The sequence below is a fragment of the Mucilaginibacter sp. 5C4 genome (assembly GCF_034345625.1).
Taxonomy (GTDB): Bacteria; Bacteroidota; Bacteroidia; order Sphingobacteriales; family Sphingobacteriaceae; genus Mucilaginibacter; species Mucilaginibacter aurantiaciroseus.
Window position 1 is genome coordinate 2,940,651 of the sequence record NZ_CP133775.1, and the last position, 18,599, is coordinate 2,959,249.

The window sequence follows — 18,599 nt, forward strand, 5'->3', positions numbered from 1 at the left end:
TTATCGATTTAACTAAATTTATTTAGCTTAGTTAAATTATAAACCTGCTTTTGTATAGCCTCCCCGGGTGCAAAATGCAAAACATCTGTTTATTGCATGTATAAAGTTTACCCCGGCTTTTTATGCCTTGTTTTTTTATTGGGTTGCAGTTTAACCCTGGTAAAAGCACAGGTAATAGTACCTGTAACCGATACCGCCAAACAGCATGTTTTCAGGTATGGCGAAATACAATATTACGTAGAAGATGGCAACAGATTAAACATTTCGCAAATTAGCAACCCTGCGTTTAGCGGCAAGTTTAAACCAAACCTAAATCCTACTCCTCAGTTAAAAAATATTAATGCTACCTGCTGGTACCGCATTACGCTCAACCAATCCATCGCCACAAAGAACAATTGGATCCTGGAGTTTTTTGACCAAACCATCGATAGCATAACCGTTTATTCACCGACAGCCTACAACAGGTATACCGTTACGCAATTAGGTAGCAACCGCCCCTTCGCAGATCGTTTATACAGCCATAAAAACTTTGGCCTTAACCTCAGTAATGATCTGAAGAAACAGAATGTATATTACTTCCGCCTGCGCTCCAACCAGTCGGCTAATGTTATAATCGTACTACGGTCTGTAAACTGGTTTATTAGCTACGCGCTCGATGAGTATTTTTTCTTCGGGATATTCTACGGTATGATACTGGTTTTTGGCCTTTATAACTTCATGATGTTTATTGCCATGAGGCAAAGGCAATACCTATATTACATTGTTTACAACCTCAGCATAGGCCTTTATGAAATGTGTACCGATGGCATCGCCTACCAATACCTGTGGCAAATGGCCCCCGCCTGGAACCATTATGCCTATGGGATAGCACTTTTTTTGGCCAGCATATTCGCCACCCTTTTTGCGCAAAGCCTGCTCAATTTAAAAGACAACGCCCCCCGCTTTAATAAGATAGTCAATGGCATCCTTATAAGCCGCTGCATATTTTTCCTGGCGTGCCTGTTTATCAACAGGGCCTGGTTCGAGTATAAAATAATAGAGTTTATTCCTTTATCTTTTTCATATGCCGCCGGTTGCTACATATTATATAAAGGCTACAGGCCTGCTCGGTTCTTTTTAATTGGGTATAGCTTTCTGTTTTTTGGTTTTGTTATTAAAACGCTTATTGCTTTAAACATATGGTGGCTGCCGGTTACAGCCCTTAATTTTTACAGCCTTAGCTTTTGCTTTATAATGGAGATGCTGTTCATCACATTTGCTATTGGTGACCGCCTTCGCCTGTTTAAGCGCGAAAAAGACCAGGCACAGGAGCGCATGATAAAGCAACTGCAAAAGAATGAGGAATTAAAGGACATGCTTAATAAAAGACTGGAAGAACAGGTGGCAGTACGTACAGAGGAGATAATGGCACAATCATCAGTTATCGCGATACAGAACACCGAGCTTATCCAGGTAAATAAGCTGCTTCAGCAGCAAGCTGAAGAGATTTCGCGGATGAATGTCTTACTGGAAAAGGACAACCTTTTACTGCATAACGATATTGAAAAAGTAACACATGATCGGGTTATGCTTACGGATGTTGATTTTGAGGAGTTTAGCCGGATCTACCCCGATAAGGAAACCTGTTTTAAATTCATGGCAGAGATCAAATGGGTGAATGGGTACACCTGCAAAAAATGCGCTAACGATCATTATGGTAACGGGCACCAGCCTTACAGCCGCCGATGTTCTAAATGTGGGTATGAGGAATCTGTTATTGCTTACACTATTTTGCAAAATACCCGCATACCCATCAACAAAGCTTTTTATATAATCTTTTTGATGTATTCTACAAAAGGCCAGATATCATCACATAAGTTATCCGAGATCTTATCCATCCGTCAAAGCACCTGTTGGGCTTACAGTACCCGTATCAGGAAGATAATGGAGGGTATGAAAAAAGGACTACGCAATGCCGGTAGCAAAGGCTGGAGTAAACTGGTTATGGAAACTACGTCAACAAAATAGCTACAAAAAACAAGTTCGTTGATGATTTATTGCTTTTGATTTTTCATCAATTGTTACTACTTCTTTTAATAAATTAAAAAGCCCCTACCACTTTATTTATATAATAATTAAAGTTGGTCTGATATTTACACCCTTTAATGCTTTTTCGCTAAAATTAAATTGCGACGAAAGCGTATCATCATTTTTTTTTATTTTTTTTCAATGATGGTTTAAACAGTTCAAACCCACTTACCTGTAAAAATACAATGTGATACAAGCGTATCAAATAATATACAATTAATTAATTATCAGGCATTTATAAACTTTATAGTTGTTTATAACGTAGAAATTACCTTAAATTTGTTTTAACCAATTTATAACGGCATCTGCTATTTTCCTGAAAAACTAAAAGCTCAAGGCTCCCTCTTTCGGATCGCTTACGCTAACCTTTTTAAACAACAGTTAATTAGTTATTGTGCCTGCTGAAATCAAAAAATGCAAACCAATTACTCAAACCAAATAACTATTATGAAAATTAATCACAGTTTAAAGATGATGGCAGCAAGCCTTATTGCTTTTGTGCTGCTAAATTATGCATGCAAAAAGGATATTCGGCCGCCGGCCTCAGATGTTCCCGGAGCAACGGGCACTACAGCACGTGCCGCAACCGGGCCGGTAAATGTATTTTTAACTAAAGGGGACAAAAGTGCGCTATTGGCCCAGAGTACGGTGAGTTTTGCCGCCGATTCAGGTACAAATACAAACACCATTACCGTTGACGAAGGTGTGACTTACCAAGGCATTGACGGTTTTGGATTTACCCTTACCGGCGGTAGTGCAAGCCTGCTGAATGGATTAGGCGGCAATAAAGCCGCCGTGCTAAACGAACTATTTGGTACTGGCAATGGGCAAATAGGTATCAGCTACCTGCGTATCAGCATAGGTGCGTCTGACCTTAGCTCGTCCGATTTTACCTATAACCAAACCTCGGGCGATGTTAACATGAATAACTTTAGCCTCGCCCAGGAAAACACCGATTTCCTGCCTATCCTGAAAGCGATCCTGGCTATCAACCCAAATATTAAAATACTGGCTACACCGTGGACCGCCCCTACCTGGATGAAGGTTAATACTACCGGCAACAATGGCTATACCGGCGGCAGCCTAAACACCGCTTATTATGACGCCTACGCCCGTTATTTTGTAAAATACATACAAGCCATGCAAGCGCAGGGCATTACCATTGATGCCATTACCCCCCAAAACGAACCACTTAACCCATACAATAACCCAAGTATGGTAATGCAGGCCAACGAGGAGGTAAATTTCATCAATAATAACCTTGGCCCGCAATTGCGCAACGCCGGGTTAAATACCAAGATCATCGCTTATGATCATAATACCGATGTGCCAAGTTATGCTACCACCGTGGTTGGTAACGCTGGCCAGTATGTAGATGGCTCTGCCTTTCACTTATATGCAGGCAACATTAGTACACTTACCGATGTGCACAATGCTTATCCAAGCAAAAACGTGTACTTCACCGAGCAATGGGTTGGCGCGCCAAGCAACTTTGGCGGCGACCTGGGCTGGCATATCAATACCCTCATCATTGGCGCAACCCGTAACTGGAGCCGCAATGTTTTGGAGTGGAATTTAGCTGCCGATCCTAACAACAACCCGCATACCAACGGAGGTTGCAGCACCTGTTTAGGTGGCATTACGGTTAGCGGTACATCTATCACCCGTAATGTCGGCTATTACATTGTAGCCCATGCTTCCAAATTTGTAAGGCCGGGCGCGGTCCGCATTAGCTCAAACATTGCGGGCAGTATCCAAAACGTTGCCTTTAAAAACAGCGATGATTCCAAAGTGCTTATCGCTTCAAACAGCGGCAACGGTGATGTGAATTTCAAAGTAAAATGGGGCAACCAATCGTTCAGTTATACTTTAGCGGCAGGTGCGGTGGCAACCTTTAAATGGACAGGCACGCCGGGCAGCGGCGGTAGTGGCGCACCAATTGGCTCTACCATCACCCTTAAAGGTTTTAATAACCAGTACGTAAATAGCCAGAACGGCACACAGGCCATGACCTGTAGCAGCGCGACTGCCTCTACCTGGGAACAATTTACGGTAGTTGATGCCGGTGCTGGTAAAATTGCCTTGCGCGCCATGAATAAATACGTTTCATCAGAGAACGGCACACAAGCTATAACCTGTAGCCGCACTACCATTGGCGACTGGGAAAAATTTGACTGGGTGCCTACTGCAGATGGTAAAATAACTTTTAGGGGCAATAATGGTAAGTTTATTTCCAGCGAAAATGGTACACAGGCCATGACCTGCACAAGAGCTACAGCATCTGGATGGGAAGCATTTGGCATTAACCAATAAACCAAACTTATATGAAAAAGCAATTATTAAAATTATTAAAAGGCGCCGGCATAGTCCTGGTGGCGGGAATCGTTATTATATCCTGTAAAAAAGATATCAACCAGTCTGGCGATGCTAAAGCGGACGCCAAAAACACCACCACACCGAGGGCACTAACATTGGTGTGGTCTGACGAGTTTAACGGCAGCGGCTTAGACGGCAGCAAATGGAACATAGATAACGGCAACCCCAACGTAAATAACGAGAAAGAGTATTACTCGTCGGCCAATGTTGCCGTAACCGGGGGCAACCTGGTTATTACTGCCAAAAATGAAAGCATGGGCGGTCAGCCATATACATCGGGTAAAATAAACACCGCAGGTAAATTTACGGTAAAGTATGGCCGGATAGAGGCGCGCATTAAACTGCCTGCTTTCCAGGGGAGCTGGCCGGCTTTTTGGATGCTGGGTGCCAATATAGGCCAAGTGAACTGGCCGCAATGTGGCGAAATTGATGTTATGGAGCAAACTAATACCAGCAATACTATATTGGGCACCATGCACTGGAACAATAACGGGCACGTTTATTATGGCGGCAACACCCAGGTTAATAACGTTACGGATTACCACCTGTACGCGGTTGAATGGGATGCAAATAGCATTAAATGGTTTGTAGATGGCACGTTATTCAATACCGGCAATATCCAAAACAACATTAATAGTACCGAGGAGTTTCAGTTACCGTTCTTCCTGATCCTGAACCTTGCCGTAGGCGGCGATCTGCCGGGCAATACCATTAACAACAGTGCGTTGCCTGCCAATATGCTGGTAGATTATGTACGTGTTTACAACATAACCGGCGGCACAGGCACCACTGCACCAATTGGCCAAACAGTTACGCTGAAAGGCTTTAACAACCAGTATGTAAATAGCCAGAACGGCACGCAAGCCATGACCTGTACAAGTGTAGCAGCGCAGGCATGGGAGCAATTCACGATAATTGATGCAGGCAATGGCAAGGTTGCTTTACGCGCCATGAATAAATACGTATCATCAGAAAACGGCACGCAAGCCATAACCTGTAGCCGAACTACTATAGGCGACTGGGAAAAATTCGACTGGGTACCTGCCGCCGATGGTAAAATAACTTTTAGGGGCAATAATGGTAAGTTTATTTCCAGCGAAAATGGTACACAGGCCATGACCTGCACAAGAGCTACAGCATCTGGATGGGAAGCATTTGGCATTAACCAATAAATACATAAGTTTAAGCCTGCCCTTAAAAAGGCAGGCTTTTATATACCAATGAAAAGACTTTTATTTACCTGCCTGATTATAATTACCTGCATAAGTATGAGTTACGGGCAAGCCAAGCCTCAAAAATTATCGCTTAGCCTAACTACAGGCTACTCCCAACAGGATTTGAAATGGTCTATTGCGGGTAACATTGCCGGCAAAAACCCAAATGTATATTCAGAATTGCAATGGACGAAGGTTGGCGGGCAATCCGTTGCAGCGGCATTGAATTGGAATATTTGGGGTAAGCTGTTATTAGCCGCCAATTATTCACACGTATATATTAGATCGGGGACGGTTACAGATAATGACTACAACGGTGATAACCGTACCAATATGGTGTATAACGAACGTTTTAACGCCGACAAGGGATATTCAAGAGATTGGTCGGCATCGGCGGGTTACAAACTGATCGACAACGCCAAATTTAATTTAAGTGCAAATGCAGGCTATGGCATTAGCACCCAATCGCTTTACATTTTAGATCGGACTGGTAACTTCCCTGACCTGAACAGTACTTATAAAGCCAACTGGAAAGGCCCTTTTATCAGGGCTTCATCAACGTTTGGCATCAGCAATAAATTTAGCTTATCCGCCGCTATAACCTACAACCAGGTAAACTACAACGCTATCGCGGATTGGAACCTGATCCAAACTTTTCAGCACCCGGTTAGCTACCGTCATACCGCCAAGGGTTTTGGTATCGACGGGGAACTTCGATTGAGATATACACTTTACGAAAACATTGCGCTACAAGCCGACGGCGGTTATTATACCTGGCAAACAGGTAAAGGCATAGATGAATTGTTTTTAAATAGCGGCGAAATTGATAAAACCCAACTAAACATAGTGGAGCGTAACGGCTATAGGCTAACTATCGGCTTGTTAATTACGATCTAAACTAAGTTTGACACGGTCATTATAAAAGATTAGCATTTGCCACAAAAAAAAATAATTTTTAATACAAATGAAATATTATTTAAATAACATAGGAATATTACTTTCTAAAAAAGTAATTATATATATGATAATCAATTATTTACAATAACTATTTGCCTTCTAATAAAGTATTTATATTCTGATTATAAATTATTTATAAGTTTTCAGAAACAAAAAATTCGCGTATTTTTCAGGATAAATTTACCGTTTAGGGTGTGGAAAACTTGTCTTTTCAGATTGCCTTTACGAAGATAAAATAATAGCTGCAATTTTCAGTCCAATTTATATCTGTTTTGTAATAAAGTAAGCCCAATTTTAATTGTATTTCGTAATAAAATAAAGGCAATTAATATATAGAGTCATCACGATTTTAAATGCCACTCATTTATAGTCCGTCTCTATTTAATGGCTTTAAGTATTTCATTATCATACAGTTAGCATTGTTATTAAAATTACGAGGGTTAGCCTATAGCCCTTGTGCTTAGCTGCTTACGTCCCACTGCCGGTGACCAATTAGACATATAGTGCAAAGTCACATATTCTAAGTTCGAAATTAACTATTTGTAATTACAACATCGTTCTCTTCCGCTTTTCTCAATATTGATTTCAAAAGCCCCGTTTAAACATGCATATGAGCTTTTCCTTACTTATAATATTAAGACAAAAAATTTCCCATAATAGTCAGATAGCCAAAAATGTTAAATTTGTATCATAATTATCAATGTATGTCTAATATTGTCATGCGTGAAACAACGCCCCTTACCGCTAACGATTGTTTCATGATTTTCTCGCGGGTGAAAAACAACTTCAACTTCCCGCTGCACTATCATGAAGAGTTTGAGCTGAACCTCATTTTGAATGCTGCGGGCGCAAAACGCATCGTTGGCGGTAGTATAGAAGAGATCAGTGAACTGGAACTGGTATTCGTGGGCTCTAACCTGTACCATACCTGGTATACTCATAATTGCACAAGTAAAAAAATAACCGAGGTAACCATTCAATTTCATAAAGATCTGTTTGACGACAAATTCCTACAACGCAACCAGCTGAGTTTTATAAAAACCCTGCTCGAGCGGTCGCAATTGGGTATCTCCTTTTCTCAGGAAACTATCACGGCACTAAAAGACAGGTTATTATCATTAGACAAAAAAACGGGCTTCGATTCTGTACTCGAATTGATCTCTATCCTGCATGTGCTGTCTGTTTCACCAAACATGAAGCTACTGTCTGATGCCGGCTTTTCTGCACAAAAATTACATTATAACAGCCGCCGAATCGAAAAAGCATTTGCTTATATGAGCGCAAATTACCACAGCCAGGTAACCCTTGCCGAAGTAGCGCGCATCGCCAACATGCCCGAAGCGTCTTTTAGCCGGTTTATCAAAAAACGTACTGGGAAGACGTTTGTAGATAGTTTGACCGAGATAAGACTTGGCCACGCATCACGTATGCTTATAGAAACTACTAACACTATTGCAGAAATTGCTTATAGGTGCGGATTTAATAACATATCTAATTTTAATAGGATTTTTAAGCGTAAGAAAGCTTGCGTTCCAAAAGAATTTAGGGAAACCTATAACGGTAACCGTATTTTTATTTAATATGTTATGTATTTTTAACTAAAAAATGTTAAAATAGTATTATATCAACGCAGATTAACCTTCTAATTTAGCGGCAACCAATTTGAACTAATTTCTTAAAGATGAAATTGTCGCTAATCGATATTGCAATTATTGTGATATACCTGTTAAGTACCGTGTTTATCGGGCTTTGGTATCGTAAAAAAGCCCGCGAAACGAAGGACAGCTATATGCTAGGCGGCAAATCGTTACCCTGGTATAAACTGGGGCTGAGCGACGCCTCGGATATGTTCGATATCAGCGGCACCATGTGGATGGTGAGCCTCTGTTTTGTGTACGGTATGAAAAGTATATGGATTCCCTGGTTATGGCCGGTATTTAATCAGGTATTCCTAATGATGTACTTGTCGCGCTGGCTGCGGCGCTCTAATGCGGCAACTGGTGCCGAATGGCTGGCTACGCGTTTTGGCAAAACAGGTGTAGGCGTAACTAGTTCGCACCTGGTAGTCATTGCTTTCGCTTTATTAAGCTGCCTCGGCTTTATGGCTTATGGCTTTATCGGCCTAGGAAAGTTTATCGAAATATTTATTCCATGGGGGGTTGTTAAAGATTTCGTCCCTTTTAACGTGGCGCCGCAATATGTGCCGCACGTATATGGTATAGTTTTTACGCTGTTCGCCATGTTCTACTCTATACTAGGGGGTATGCACAGCATTGTAACGGGCGATATAATCAAATACGGCATCATGACCATTGCCTGTGTCTGGATTGGCTTTATTGCTGCAGATCAATTGAACGGCCATCATTTAAACGTACCGCAGGGCTGGTATAATCCATTCTTTGGAAAACATTTAGCACTTAACTGGACGGGTATTATCACCGAGGTGAATCAAAAGATTCAGAGCGATGGCTACTCGCTGTTTGCCTATTTCTTTATGATGATGACCTTTAAGGGATTTTTTGCAGCACTCGCTGGCCCGGCCCCAAATTACGATATGCAAAAGATCCTTTCTACACGCTCGCCCGAGGAGGCCAGCAAGATGAATGGTTTTGTAAGTGTTATCCTGTTGCCTATTCGTTATACACTCATCATCAGCTTAACTATTTTAGGCCTAATATATTATCGCCAGATGAACCTGGCAGATGGTACAGGCGCTATAGATTTTGAACGGATACTGCCTGCAGTTATCAATAATTTTTTGCCGGTGGGCCTGGTAGGTTTACTGCTTGCCGGTTTACTTGGTGCATTTATGAGCACATTTAGCGGCACTATGAATGCTGCACAGGCTTACATTGTAAACGACATTTATCTCAAGTACGTTGATCCGGCTGCCTCCAATAAAAAAATCATCACCATGAATTATTTGGTAGGTATTGTAGTGGTGGCGATAGGCGTGATACTGGGCTTTTTTGTAAAAGATATCAACAGCGTACTGCAATGGATCGTATCTGCACTATACGGTGGCTATATAGCAGCCAACGTACTTAAATGGCATTGGTGGCGCTTTAACGCAAATGGCTTTTTCTGGGGGATGCTTTCAGGTATCCTGGCGGCTATGGCATTATCATTACTGGTAAGCTTTGGTTACATCCCTGAAGGGCAGTTATTGTACTGGTTCCCCGTATTATTTAGCGTATCACTGGCGGGTTCTGTATTTGGCTCATACGCAACTCCGGCTACAGATATGGCTGTGCTGCAATCCTTTTATATCAACGTACGCCCTTGGGGCTTTTGGGAACCTGTTAAAGAAATAGCGTTAGCCAACGACCCATCCTTTCAGCCTAATAAAAACTTTAAAATAAACATGTTTAATGTGGTAGTGGGAACAATTGCGCAATGCTGCTTAACCATACTGCCCATGTACCTCATATTATGGCAAAAAGTACCGCTACTGGTTACAATAGCCATTTTAGCAGTGATGATGGTGATACTGAAAAGAACCTGGTGGAATAAATTAAAAGAATATTAATAGATAAAAATGACTCAGCAATTTAAAGATAGACTGGCCAAATTAAAGCAAGCGTATACACAGCTTATCCATATGAATAACCAGACAGATGGCTTGGGCAACGGTGTTTTTGACCGTTACGTAAACCCCGTGCTTACTGCGCAACATGCCCCTATCAACTGGAAATATGACCTTGATCCGCAAACCAACCCGTACCTGATGGAACGTTTTGGCATTAACGCTGCCTTTAACGCAGGTGCCATAAAATTCAACGGCAAATATATAATGGTTGTCAGGGTTGAAGGGGCCGACCGCAAGTCTTTCTTCGCGGTTGCCGAAAGCCCGAATGGTATAGATCACTTTACTTTTTGGGAACATCCTGTTACCATGCCCGAAACCAGCGAGCCTGATACCAACCTTTATGATATGCGCTTAACCGAACATGAGGATGGCTGGATCTATGGCTTATTTTGCACCGAAAGGCGCGACCCCGAAGCGCCTATCCACGATCAAAGCATGGCAACAGCGGCTTGTGGGATAGCCCGCACGAAAGACCTGCTTACCTGGGAGCGCCTAACCGACCTGCAAACGCCATCTCCGCAGCAGCGTAACGTAGTATTGCATCCGGAATTTGTGGATGGTAAATACGCGCTTTATACCCGCCCGCAGGATAGTTTTATTAGCGCAGGCAAAGGCGGCGGCATTGGTTTTGGCCTTTGCGATAATATGGAACACGCGGTTATTAAGGAAGAAATCATCATTGATAACAAACAGTATCATACCGTTTACGAAGCCAAAAATGGCCAGGGGCCCGCTCCTATTAAAACGGAAAAGGGCTGGCTGCACCTTGCCCATGGCGTACGTAACACCGCAGCAGGCTTACGCTATACTTTATACATGTTTATGACCGACCTGAACGATCTGACCAAAGTAACTCACAAACCGGCCGGCTATTTTCTAGCGCCCGAAGGTATTGAGCGGGTTGGCGATGTAAGTAACGTGGCTTTTTGTAATGGCTGGATTAAAGATGAAGACGGCAAGATATTTGTCTACTATGCATCGTCAGACACGCGTATGCATGTAGCAACAACTACCGTTGATAAATTGATAGATTATGTGATCCATACACCGGCAGATGGTTTGCGTTCGGCATTATCGGTGCAAGCAATTAACAGTATTGTTGATAAAAATAAAGAGCTGCAACAATTAGCTTAATCTATAAGATTGATGAGAGAGCGGTTGAATAACTACAAAAACGAACTTGCAGCAGAGTTGCACAACATCCTGAATTATTGGATAGATAATACGGTTGATGAGGAAGATGGCGGTTTCTATGGCAAAATAGATAACGATAACCAGCTAATCCCGGAATCGCCAAAGGGTTCTGTACTCAACGCACGTATTTTGTGGAGTTTTTCTGCCGCTTATAATCATCAGCCTAACAAAAAATATTTGGAACTGGCCAACAGGGCATATACGTATATTACGTATTACTTTATAGACGCGGAGTATGGCGGTGTGTACTGGTCGGTAGACCACTTAGGTAACCCGCTGGATACTAAAAAACAGGTTTATGCATCGGCATTTACTATTTATGCTTTAAGTGAATTTTACAAAGCGACAGGTTTGGAGGATGCCAAACAGCAGGCTATTCATCTTTATCAGTTATTGGTAGATAAAAGCTATGATAACCTAAACACCGGTTACCTGGAGGCCTTTACCCGCGAATGGCAACCGATCAAAGATCTTCGGTTGAGTGCTAAAGACGCCAACGAAAAGAAAAGCATGAACACACACCTACATGTTCTGGAGGCGTATACTGCACTGTACACCATTTGGCCGGATGAGAATTTAAAATCACAGATCGAAATCCTGCTGAACAATTTCTTTGATCATATCATTGATCACAAAACCAATCATCTGGTGCTATTTTTTGATGAGGTGTGGAATAAAAGGTCGGACACGGTATCATACGGACACGATATTGAAGCCACTTGGTTGTTACTCGAAGCCGCAGAAGCAATCCATCATGAGGAATTTATAAATAAAGTAAAAGCGGTCTGCATTGAAATATCACAAGTCACGCTTGAAGGTTTAGATAGCGATGGCGGCCTTTGGTATGAATACGAAACTACAAGTCCCCATCTCATTAAAGAAAAGCACTGGTGGCCGCAGGCCGAGGCCATGGTAGGTTTTTTTAATAGCTGGGAAATCAATGGCGATGATAATTGGCTGCAATTATCAATAGCGAACTGGCAATTCGTAAATCAACGTATCCTCGATAAAAAAAATGGCGAATGGTTTTGGGGCATTTACGCCAACGGCGACGTAATGCGCACTGAAGACAAAGCCGGCTTATGGAAATGCCCTTATCACAACAGCAGGGCTTGTTTAGAAATCATCAAGCGTATTAATCGAACTTCGTAGCTTAAACTCTGGCTTAAATCGGGCACCTCCAGGTTTCTTGTTGTTTAAATTGTGTACTAAAAGGAAACTTTTGTGTACTTAATTAAAGTACAGGTAATATAGCTTTGATCAATTAAAAACCAATAAAACCAAATTTTATGAGAAAAATTGATCAACTAACCGTTGGCGGCGCAATGCTGTTAGCGCTTGCTTTTGGCTGTGCTAAAGATGCCAACAAACCATCACCAACTACCAATGATTCTAAAACCACGGTAGCCCGTGCAGCCCTACCGCAAAGCGCCTTTAACCTTTGGAAAACCTGTAATGGTACGCCTTATAACATTTCGGGCACCAATGGTATTTGTATCCCGGTAGGTAATTGCAGTACAGATATTGATGCTGCACAGCAAAATACAGGGCAAATTGCAAATGGCATGCAATTTAACGGTGCCTTTAAAGGCGGCAGCAATGCCAACAGCGGCGCCAGCGAGCAGGCCGTGTTTGTATGCGACAATGTTACCCAGTGGAACGGCAACGAGATGGGCTTCGTAAAAACGTTGGAAAACAACGATCTGAAAGCTTACCTGCAAGGTGGCGGCCAATACATTACCTACCTACTATCTGACAATGATAATGGCTACCATACTTACAAATGCCAGGCACGTGCAGATAACACACATATGGTAGATTTTTATGTGGATGGTGCCTATAAATGTACCTTAACAAACAATAGCGGCAGCTATTACAACAATTTTTACTACTTTGTTGGTACTAACCACTGGTACGGCGGATCAAACCCTGCAGGCCAGCAGATCGAAATGTACAACATGGTAACATACTAAGCTTACTTTTTTATTAGAAGGCGACTAAATAGCCGCCTTCTAATAACTTAATACAATCCCACCAAGTAACCGGTAAGCTGCACTGTTTATGCCGTTCAGCTGTGTTTTTTCTGACCCTCCGGAGGATAAGTAAAGTTCATCGATACCGGTACCTGTTGTCGCTGCTAAATAACCTCCGCCAATATTTATAGCTACATTTTTAGCTACGCTATAAGAAAGCGATGCATTTGTATTAATACGATATCCATTAGCCGTATGCCGGTAACTTACCGGGTGTTCAAATGTCTGAATCACGTTCCAATCTGCAGTAGCGGTATAGCGCGACTGGTTATAACTTACATCAGCTATAATTTTGAAAGCACTGTTTAACCGTACCTGTGCCAGGCACTTTATAAACAAGCCCTTCCATAGCGGCACGTAATTACTGTTCAGCTCGGGGAAGTCGCCGGTAAGGTCAAGGATTGATAGTAATTGCCTGCTTGTTTCATACCCTGCAAAAGGCACGAGGCTAAACTTTTCGTTATTGATCAACTCAAATCCCAGCCCTACATTCCACTGATACATATTGCCCCTGTTTGAATTAAATGTTTCGTCGTATGTCGGGTTGGTGCGGTTGTCACCATTGTAATCGTTATCTGTTACCCGGCCCGTTCTTATAAAGAGGCGCGAATAAGACGCCATTCCCGCAAATTTTTTCCAGAAAGTGTATTGCACGGTGGCAGACACGGCAGGGCCGCTTATCCCTTTCCATTTAAGTTCCGAATATACATTTGGGCTTTGCCCGCTAACATTACCTGCTATAGACCAATCAAAATTGTGACGCTCATATCCTGATGATACGCCAATTTGCAATGGCCGGGAGATATTTTGAGCAAGCACGATATCGGCACAAAACAGTAACGACAGGCACGCCATGGTAATTTTCATGATCAGGCACACACTAATTTGATTTGGAGGCTTTAACGTTTGGCAGCCTGTTTTGCACCCTGAACTCATTAGGGGAGCAGTTGAATATCCGTTTAAACTCCCTGAAAAAGTAAGTTTTGTTATTAAAGCCAGTACGGTAAAAGATCTCAGAAACCGTTAGGTTTGAACTGGTAAGCAGTGCTGCCGCTTTTTGCACACGGATATTCCTGATCAGTTCTGTTGGTGTCATGTCTGACAACGACTTGATCTTCCTGTACAATTGGATCTTACTTAAATGGAGCGCATTCTCTAAAAAGGCGCCATCAAGCTCCTGATCAATATTTTCTTCGATAACCCTGGTCACCTTCTCAATAAATTTTTTATCGCTTTCGCTTACATCCTTACTATCCAATTGCGCGGCCACATTGCCATTATTAAATAACTGGTGCAGCCTGCTGCGATATTCCAAAAGTTTTTGGATCCTCACCAGTAAATGTTCTGTTTGGAATGGCTTGGGGATATAAGCATCGGCACCGCAACTGTAACCTTCCGTCATGTGCTGGATGGTTGCACGGGCAGACAATAGCACAAATGGTATGTGGCAAGTTTCGGACGTGTCTTTGATCAAGTTACAAAGTTCTAGTCCGTTCATATCCGGCATCATAATATCACTCACGATGAGGTCTGGTGTTGCCCTGTGGATCACCTCCAGCGCCTCTTTGCCTGTAGAAGCTTCATAAATAATATAAGTATCGCTAAGGATATCCTTAAGCAGGTACCTGATGAATTTTTCGTCATCTACGATCAGGATCACCTTTTTTTCTTCCTGCTCCAGGCTTTTGATCATTGATCTTTTATTGTTATCGCCAACCGTTACCGTATTGATCTGCGGGGCGGCCGTAAGCGAATTAAAGATGTATGATGAACTTTCAGCCTTGTCTGTATCCGTTAGCTGCTCATCTGCCTGCGGAACATACTTCAGCGGTAAATTAACATGGAACGACACCCAGTTATTTTCACATTTTACATGAATGCTGCCGTGCAGCAGTTGCACCAGTTGGCGCGTAAAGGCTAGGCCAATACCTGAGCTTACTTTATTACGCTGGCTGCCATCCACCACAAAAAACTTATCGAATAAGCGGTTCACTTCTTCTGCCGTTAGCTTGCAGCCGGAATTTGCCACTACAACTTCCAACTGGCCGACCTCCTTCGCTTTGTGTACCGAAAAGATGACATATTGGTCATGATCACAATGTTTAAAGGCATTTGATAAAAGATTAAATACAATCTTTTCAAGCTTATCCTTATCCATCCACATGCTGATGCCCGGCTCGATGTGTATCGAGTAATCCAATCCTTTTTGCTCCACCAAAGCATTAAACAGGCCTGCACGGTTGGTTAGCAGATCAGAAATATCAATATGAGTATAGTGATTCTTCAATTGCCCCGATTCCGCCTTGCGGAATTCAAGTAACTGGTGCACCAAATAGTGCAGACGAGATGCCTCCTGCTTCACAATAGAGAGGAAGTTTCCCCCTTGTTTTGGCTGATCACTTGTTTTGGTTTTGAAGAGGTAGCGCTCTAAAGAACCCAGGATAAGCGTCAATGGCGTTTGCAGTTCATGTGCTATATTGGTGAAAAAGTTGATCTGGTCCTGATGCAGGTTCTCCTCTCTTTCGCGTAGCATGTGTTCCATTTTCAATTCCTGCTCCATCACAAACTTATTTTTACGATAGCGCACAAACAGGAATCCTGATATCAAGATCAAAGCAGTATAACCTATAAACGCCCATCCGGTTAACCACCAGTATTGCTTTACTGTTACGGTAAACGCAGTGATGCCGCGCGTCCAAGCTCCTTCGCCGTTCGACCATTTGATGCGCAGCGTATAATCGCCGGGAGGCAGGTTATTGTAAATAATTTTTTCGTGTTTACCAATGTAATGCCAACCTTTGTCAGAGCCTTCTAAAAAATATGCATACTGGCATTTTTGCGAATTAACGTAGGTTATGGGTTGCAGGTTCAGCTCAAAATAATTATCCTGTGGTTTTAAAATATAGTGCTGGTTAACGACAGAGCCATCCTTGGTCAGCACCTTAAGGCCGCGCTCGGGTTGGTTTTTGCCGGCAAACTGCATATCAGATATCAGCAAATGCGGCTGCTCGTTACTCACATGGATGTTTTGCGGCATAAAGTAGTTAAAGCCGTAAATACCGCCAAAGTACATCACGCCGGCACGGTCTTTCCAAACAGCATTATCGCTAAACTCGTCGCTTTGTAACCCGTCAGATTCTTTGTAATGCACTATCTTTAAACTCAGCGGATTAATCTTGGCCAGGCCCTTGTTGGTACTGATCCAGATATTGTTTCTTTCATCCTCGCTGATGGCGTGAATAGTATTGTTAGGCAGGCCGTTGTCCACATGCAACTTATTAAAGACAGGCGTGGCTGTTTTTGCCGCGGCAGCCTCATCTATCCAGTTTAACCCGAAACTGGTGCCTACCCACAGGCGCCTGGCTTTATCCAAGTATAATGATAGTACATCATTATTAGACAAACTTCCTTCATAAGCGTAAGCCTTTAGCGTAGTGAATCTTTGCTGTTTTTTATCAAAGTAACTAAGTCCGCCGTACCGGCAGCCTATCCAAAGCCTGTCATTATTACCGCTAACAATGGTATAAATCACGTCCCCTCCGGGCCCGTTGAGATTGCCCGTATAGTGGTATGTTTTTAAATAACTGATCTTTACCTGCCCGGTGGCCTTTTTTTCCAGTTTCAGGTGTACCAGGCCACTCTCGTTTAGGCCCAGCCAAACGGAGCCATCTTTATCCGGCAGGATGCAATGTACAGAGCCAAAAGCGGGGTAATCTTTACTGTTGCTGATATCCTCCCATTTTATAAATTGCTTTGATTTAAGGTTATAAAGGGTAACACCAGGTGCATCAGAGCCAATATAGGCCAAGCCATCACCCCCTTTTTCGATAGCGTAAACACAGTTATCCAGCAGATCGACACTCGTGTGGAACGACTTGATGGCAGAAAAGGTGACATTCTTTTTGCCCCAGTCTTTTATGGTGATGATACCGTTCCCCTTGGTACCTATCCAAAGTTCGTCGTTAATGTCAGAGAAAGCCCTTACCGGGATATGGAACGATTGCCCGTTAGGCTGCTTTTGTACGATACCAAAGTAATTTTCTTTTTTTACAATCTTTAAAATACCGTTACCATCTGTACCGAACCATAACAAGTTGGTAGCATCGCTCATCAAGGAGGTGACGCGTACGTTTTGCAATACCGGGATCTGCGTTGCAATAGTGCTGACCGGTCTAAACTGTTCATCATACTCACCTATGCCCTTTGATGACCAGGCGAAAACATAATGCTGCTTAAAAAAGTCCATCGAGCGCACTTCGTGAGGCAGTTTAAGTAACTCTTGCCTTTCGAAATCATTAGTGATCTTAACCAGGTTGCCATTATGGGTGGTGTAAAATACCTGGTGATTAGCCATGAAAATATTGTCCACATCTTCTACTGCATTAAATCGCGACTGCAGTGTAAAGCCGTTTGCGGTATTCTGATAGGCTTCCAGTTTGCCTTTATCTTTTAATAACCAAAGTGTGCCCTGCTCGTCAAATAAGATCCGGAGCAGCATGAACTCGCCGGTACCATTCATCTTTATTTCTTCGAAAACATCTTTTACCGGGTTGTATTTCAGAATTTCGGAACTGTTGCGCCGGGCGGCGTACACATTATCACGGTTATCAACCACAACGGTGTACCCGTTAGATATTACTTTTTGGCGGTTGTAAAAGTAGTTGGTAAAATCGCCTGTATTTTTATTGAACTTAGATAGGCCCTGTACAGTCCCTATCCAAATATTACGCTTTTTATCGCCGGTTATTTGGTAAATAACGTTGCTGGCTATGGCACGCTTGTTATCATCCTTTTCGTAATTAAAAACGTGGATATTGTTGCCATCGTAAAAATTAAGCCCATCCCAGGTGCCAAACCAAATGATATTGTCAGAGTCTTGGTAAATGGTATTGATGCAGCTGTTGGATAAGCCCGTACTGTTATCAATTTGCTGATAAGTGTATTGCGCCAGGCAGGTATTGCCGTAAAGCATAGTTACAAAGGCAAACAGGGCAGCGTATAAATATTTCATATGCGGTCATATAAACAGATATAAACAAACCCCTGCTTTTAAAACAGTATTGTATTTTATGAAAGGAACAAGAAGATATATTTATAACTGGTATACAAAGCTAACGATAGGTACCGTATATCGATAATACTATTTTAACATTTATTAATGTTAACCGC

11 protein-coding genes are annotated in these 18,599 nt (G+C 42.4%); 9 read left to right on the plus strand and 2 right to left on the minus strand.

The genetic code is table 11. The features are described from left to right. The first annotated feature begins 96 nt into the window (after window positions 1–96). From RHM67_RS13785 to RHM67_RS13825, 9 genes are all read left to right on the plus strand, one after another. Window positions 97–2,007 carry a 7TM diverse intracellular signaling domain-containing protein gene (locus RHM67_RS13785; RefSeq protein WP_322227367.1) on the plus strand — a complete coding sequence of 637 codons (1,911 nt, stop codon included), beginning with the start codon at window positions 97–99 and terminating at the stop codon, window positions 2,005–2,007. Between the two features lie 507 nt (window positions 2,008–2,514). Beyond that, window positions 2,515–4,380 carry a glycoside hydrolase family 30 beta sandwich domain-containing protein gene (locus tag RHM67_RS13790; RefSeq protein WP_322227369.1) on the plus strand — a complete coding sequence of 622 codons (1,866 nt, stop codon included), beginning with the start codon at window positions 2,515–2,517 and terminating at the stop codon, window positions 4,378–4,380. Window positions 4,381–4,391: 11 nt separating this feature from the next. Further along, window positions 4,392–5,615 (plus strand): family 16 glycosylhydrolase, encoded by a 1,224-nt coding sequence (locus RHM67_RS13795; RefSeq protein ID WP_322227370.1) that lies wholly within the window; start codon window positions 4,392–4,394, stop codon window positions 5,613–5,615. Window positions 5,616–5,663: 48 nt separating this feature from the next. Continuing rightward, on the plus strand, window positions 5,664–6,554 hold the full coding sequence (locus tag RHM67_RS13800; protein WP_322227371.1) for a hypothetical protein: 891 nt from the start codon (window positions 5,664–5,666) through the stop codon (window positions 6,552–6,554). A 764-nt stretch (window positions 6,555–7,318) separates the two neighbouring features. Next, a complete protein-coding gene (locus RHM67_RS13805; protein WP_322227373.1) occupies window positions 7,319–8,194 on the plus strand; it encodes an AraC family transcriptional regulator in 876 nt (291 codons plus the stop codon). Window positions 8,195–8,295: 101 nt separating this feature from the next. Then, window positions 8,296–10,143 (plus strand): sodium:solute symporter family protein, encoded by a 1,848-nt coding sequence (locus RHM67_RS13810; RefSeq protein ID WP_322227374.1) that lies wholly within the window; start codon window positions 8,296–8,298, stop codon window positions 10,141–10,143. Window positions 10,144–10,215: 72 nt separating this feature from the next. Next, window positions 10,216–11,337, plus strand: coding sequence for a glycosidase (locus RHM67_RS13815; protein ID WP_416182857.1), 1,122 nt, complete (start codon window positions 10,216–10,218; stop codon window positions 11,335–11,337). Between the two features lie 12 nt (window positions 11,338–11,349). Beyond that, a complete protein-coding gene (locus tag RHM67_RS13820) occupies window positions 11,350–12,549 on the plus strand; it encodes an AGE family epimerase/isomerase (RefSeq protein ID WP_322227376.1) in 1,200 nt (399 codons plus the stop codon). A gap of 137 nt (window positions 12,550–12,686) precedes the next feature. Continuing rightward, the gene (locus RHM67_RS13825; RefSeq protein WP_322227377.1) at window positions 12,687–13,370 is read left to right on the plus strand and encodes a hypothetical protein; all 684 of its coding nucleotides are present in this window, start codon (window positions 12,687–12,689) and stop codon (window positions 13,368–13,370) included. 39 nt (window positions 13,371–13,409) lie between these two features. On the opposite strand, the gene RHM67_RS13830 is transcribed toward RHM67_RS13825, so the two are convergent. Then, entirely contained in the window at window positions 13,410–14,297 is an 888-nt protein-coding gene (locus tag RHM67_RS13830) for a hypothetical protein (RefSeq protein ID WP_322227378.1), read from the minus strand. Window positions 14,298–14,310: 13 nt separating this feature from the next. Next, window positions 14,311–18,441: a two-component regulator propeller domain-containing protein gene (locus RHM67_RS13835; RefSeq protein WP_322227379.1), complete on the minus strand. Its 4,131-nt coding sequence runs from the start codon at window positions 18,439–18,441 to the stop codon at window positions 14,311–14,313. Window positions 18,442–18,599: the final 158 nt, after the last annotated feature.

Bases quoted from the DNA above. Each gene is read 5' to 3' on its own strand.
- RHM67_RS13785 (WP_322227367.1), top strand. From the start codon at position 97: ATGTATAAAGTTTACCCCGGCTTTTTATGCCTTGTTTTTTTATTGGGT.
- RHM67_RS13790 (WP_322227369.1), top strand. From the start codon at position 2,515: ATGAAAATTAATCACAGTTTAAAGATGATGGCAGCAAGCCTTATTGCT.
- RHM67_RS13795 (WP_322227370.1), top strand. From the start codon at position 4,392: ATGAAAAAGCAATTATTAAAATTATTAAAAGGCGCCGGCATAGTCCTG.
- RHM67_RS13800 (WP_322227371.1), top strand. From the start codon at position 5,664: ATGAAAAGACTTTTATTTACCTGCCTGATTATAATTACCTGCATAAGT.
- RHM67_RS13805 (WP_322227373.1), top strand. From the start codon at position 7,319: ATGTCTAATATTGTCATGCGTGAAACAACGCCCCTTACCGCTAACGAT.
- RHM67_RS13810 (WP_322227374.1), top strand. From the start codon at position 8,296: ATGAAATTGTCGCTAATCGATATTGCAATTATTGTGATATACCTGTTA.
- RHM67_RS13815 (WP_416182857.1), top strand. From the start codon at position 10,216: ATGAATAACCAGACAGATGGCTTGGGCAACGGTGTTTTTGACCGTTAC.
- RHM67_RS13820 (WP_322227376.1), top strand. From the start codon at position 11,350: ATGAGAGAGCGGTTGAATAACTACAAAAACGAACTTGCAGCAGAGTTG.
- RHM67_RS13825 (WP_322227377.1), top strand. From the start codon at position 12,687: ATGAGAAAAATTGATCAACTAACCGTTGGCGGCGCAATGCTGTTAGCG.
- RHM67_RS13830 (WP_322227378.1), bottom strand. From the start codon at position 14,297: ATGAAAATTACCATGGCGTGCCTGTCGTTACTGTTTTGTGCCGATATC.
- RHM67_RS13835 (WP_322227379.1), bottom strand. From the start codon at position 18,441: ATGAAATATTTATACGCTGCCCTGTTTGCCTTTGTAACTATGCTTTAC.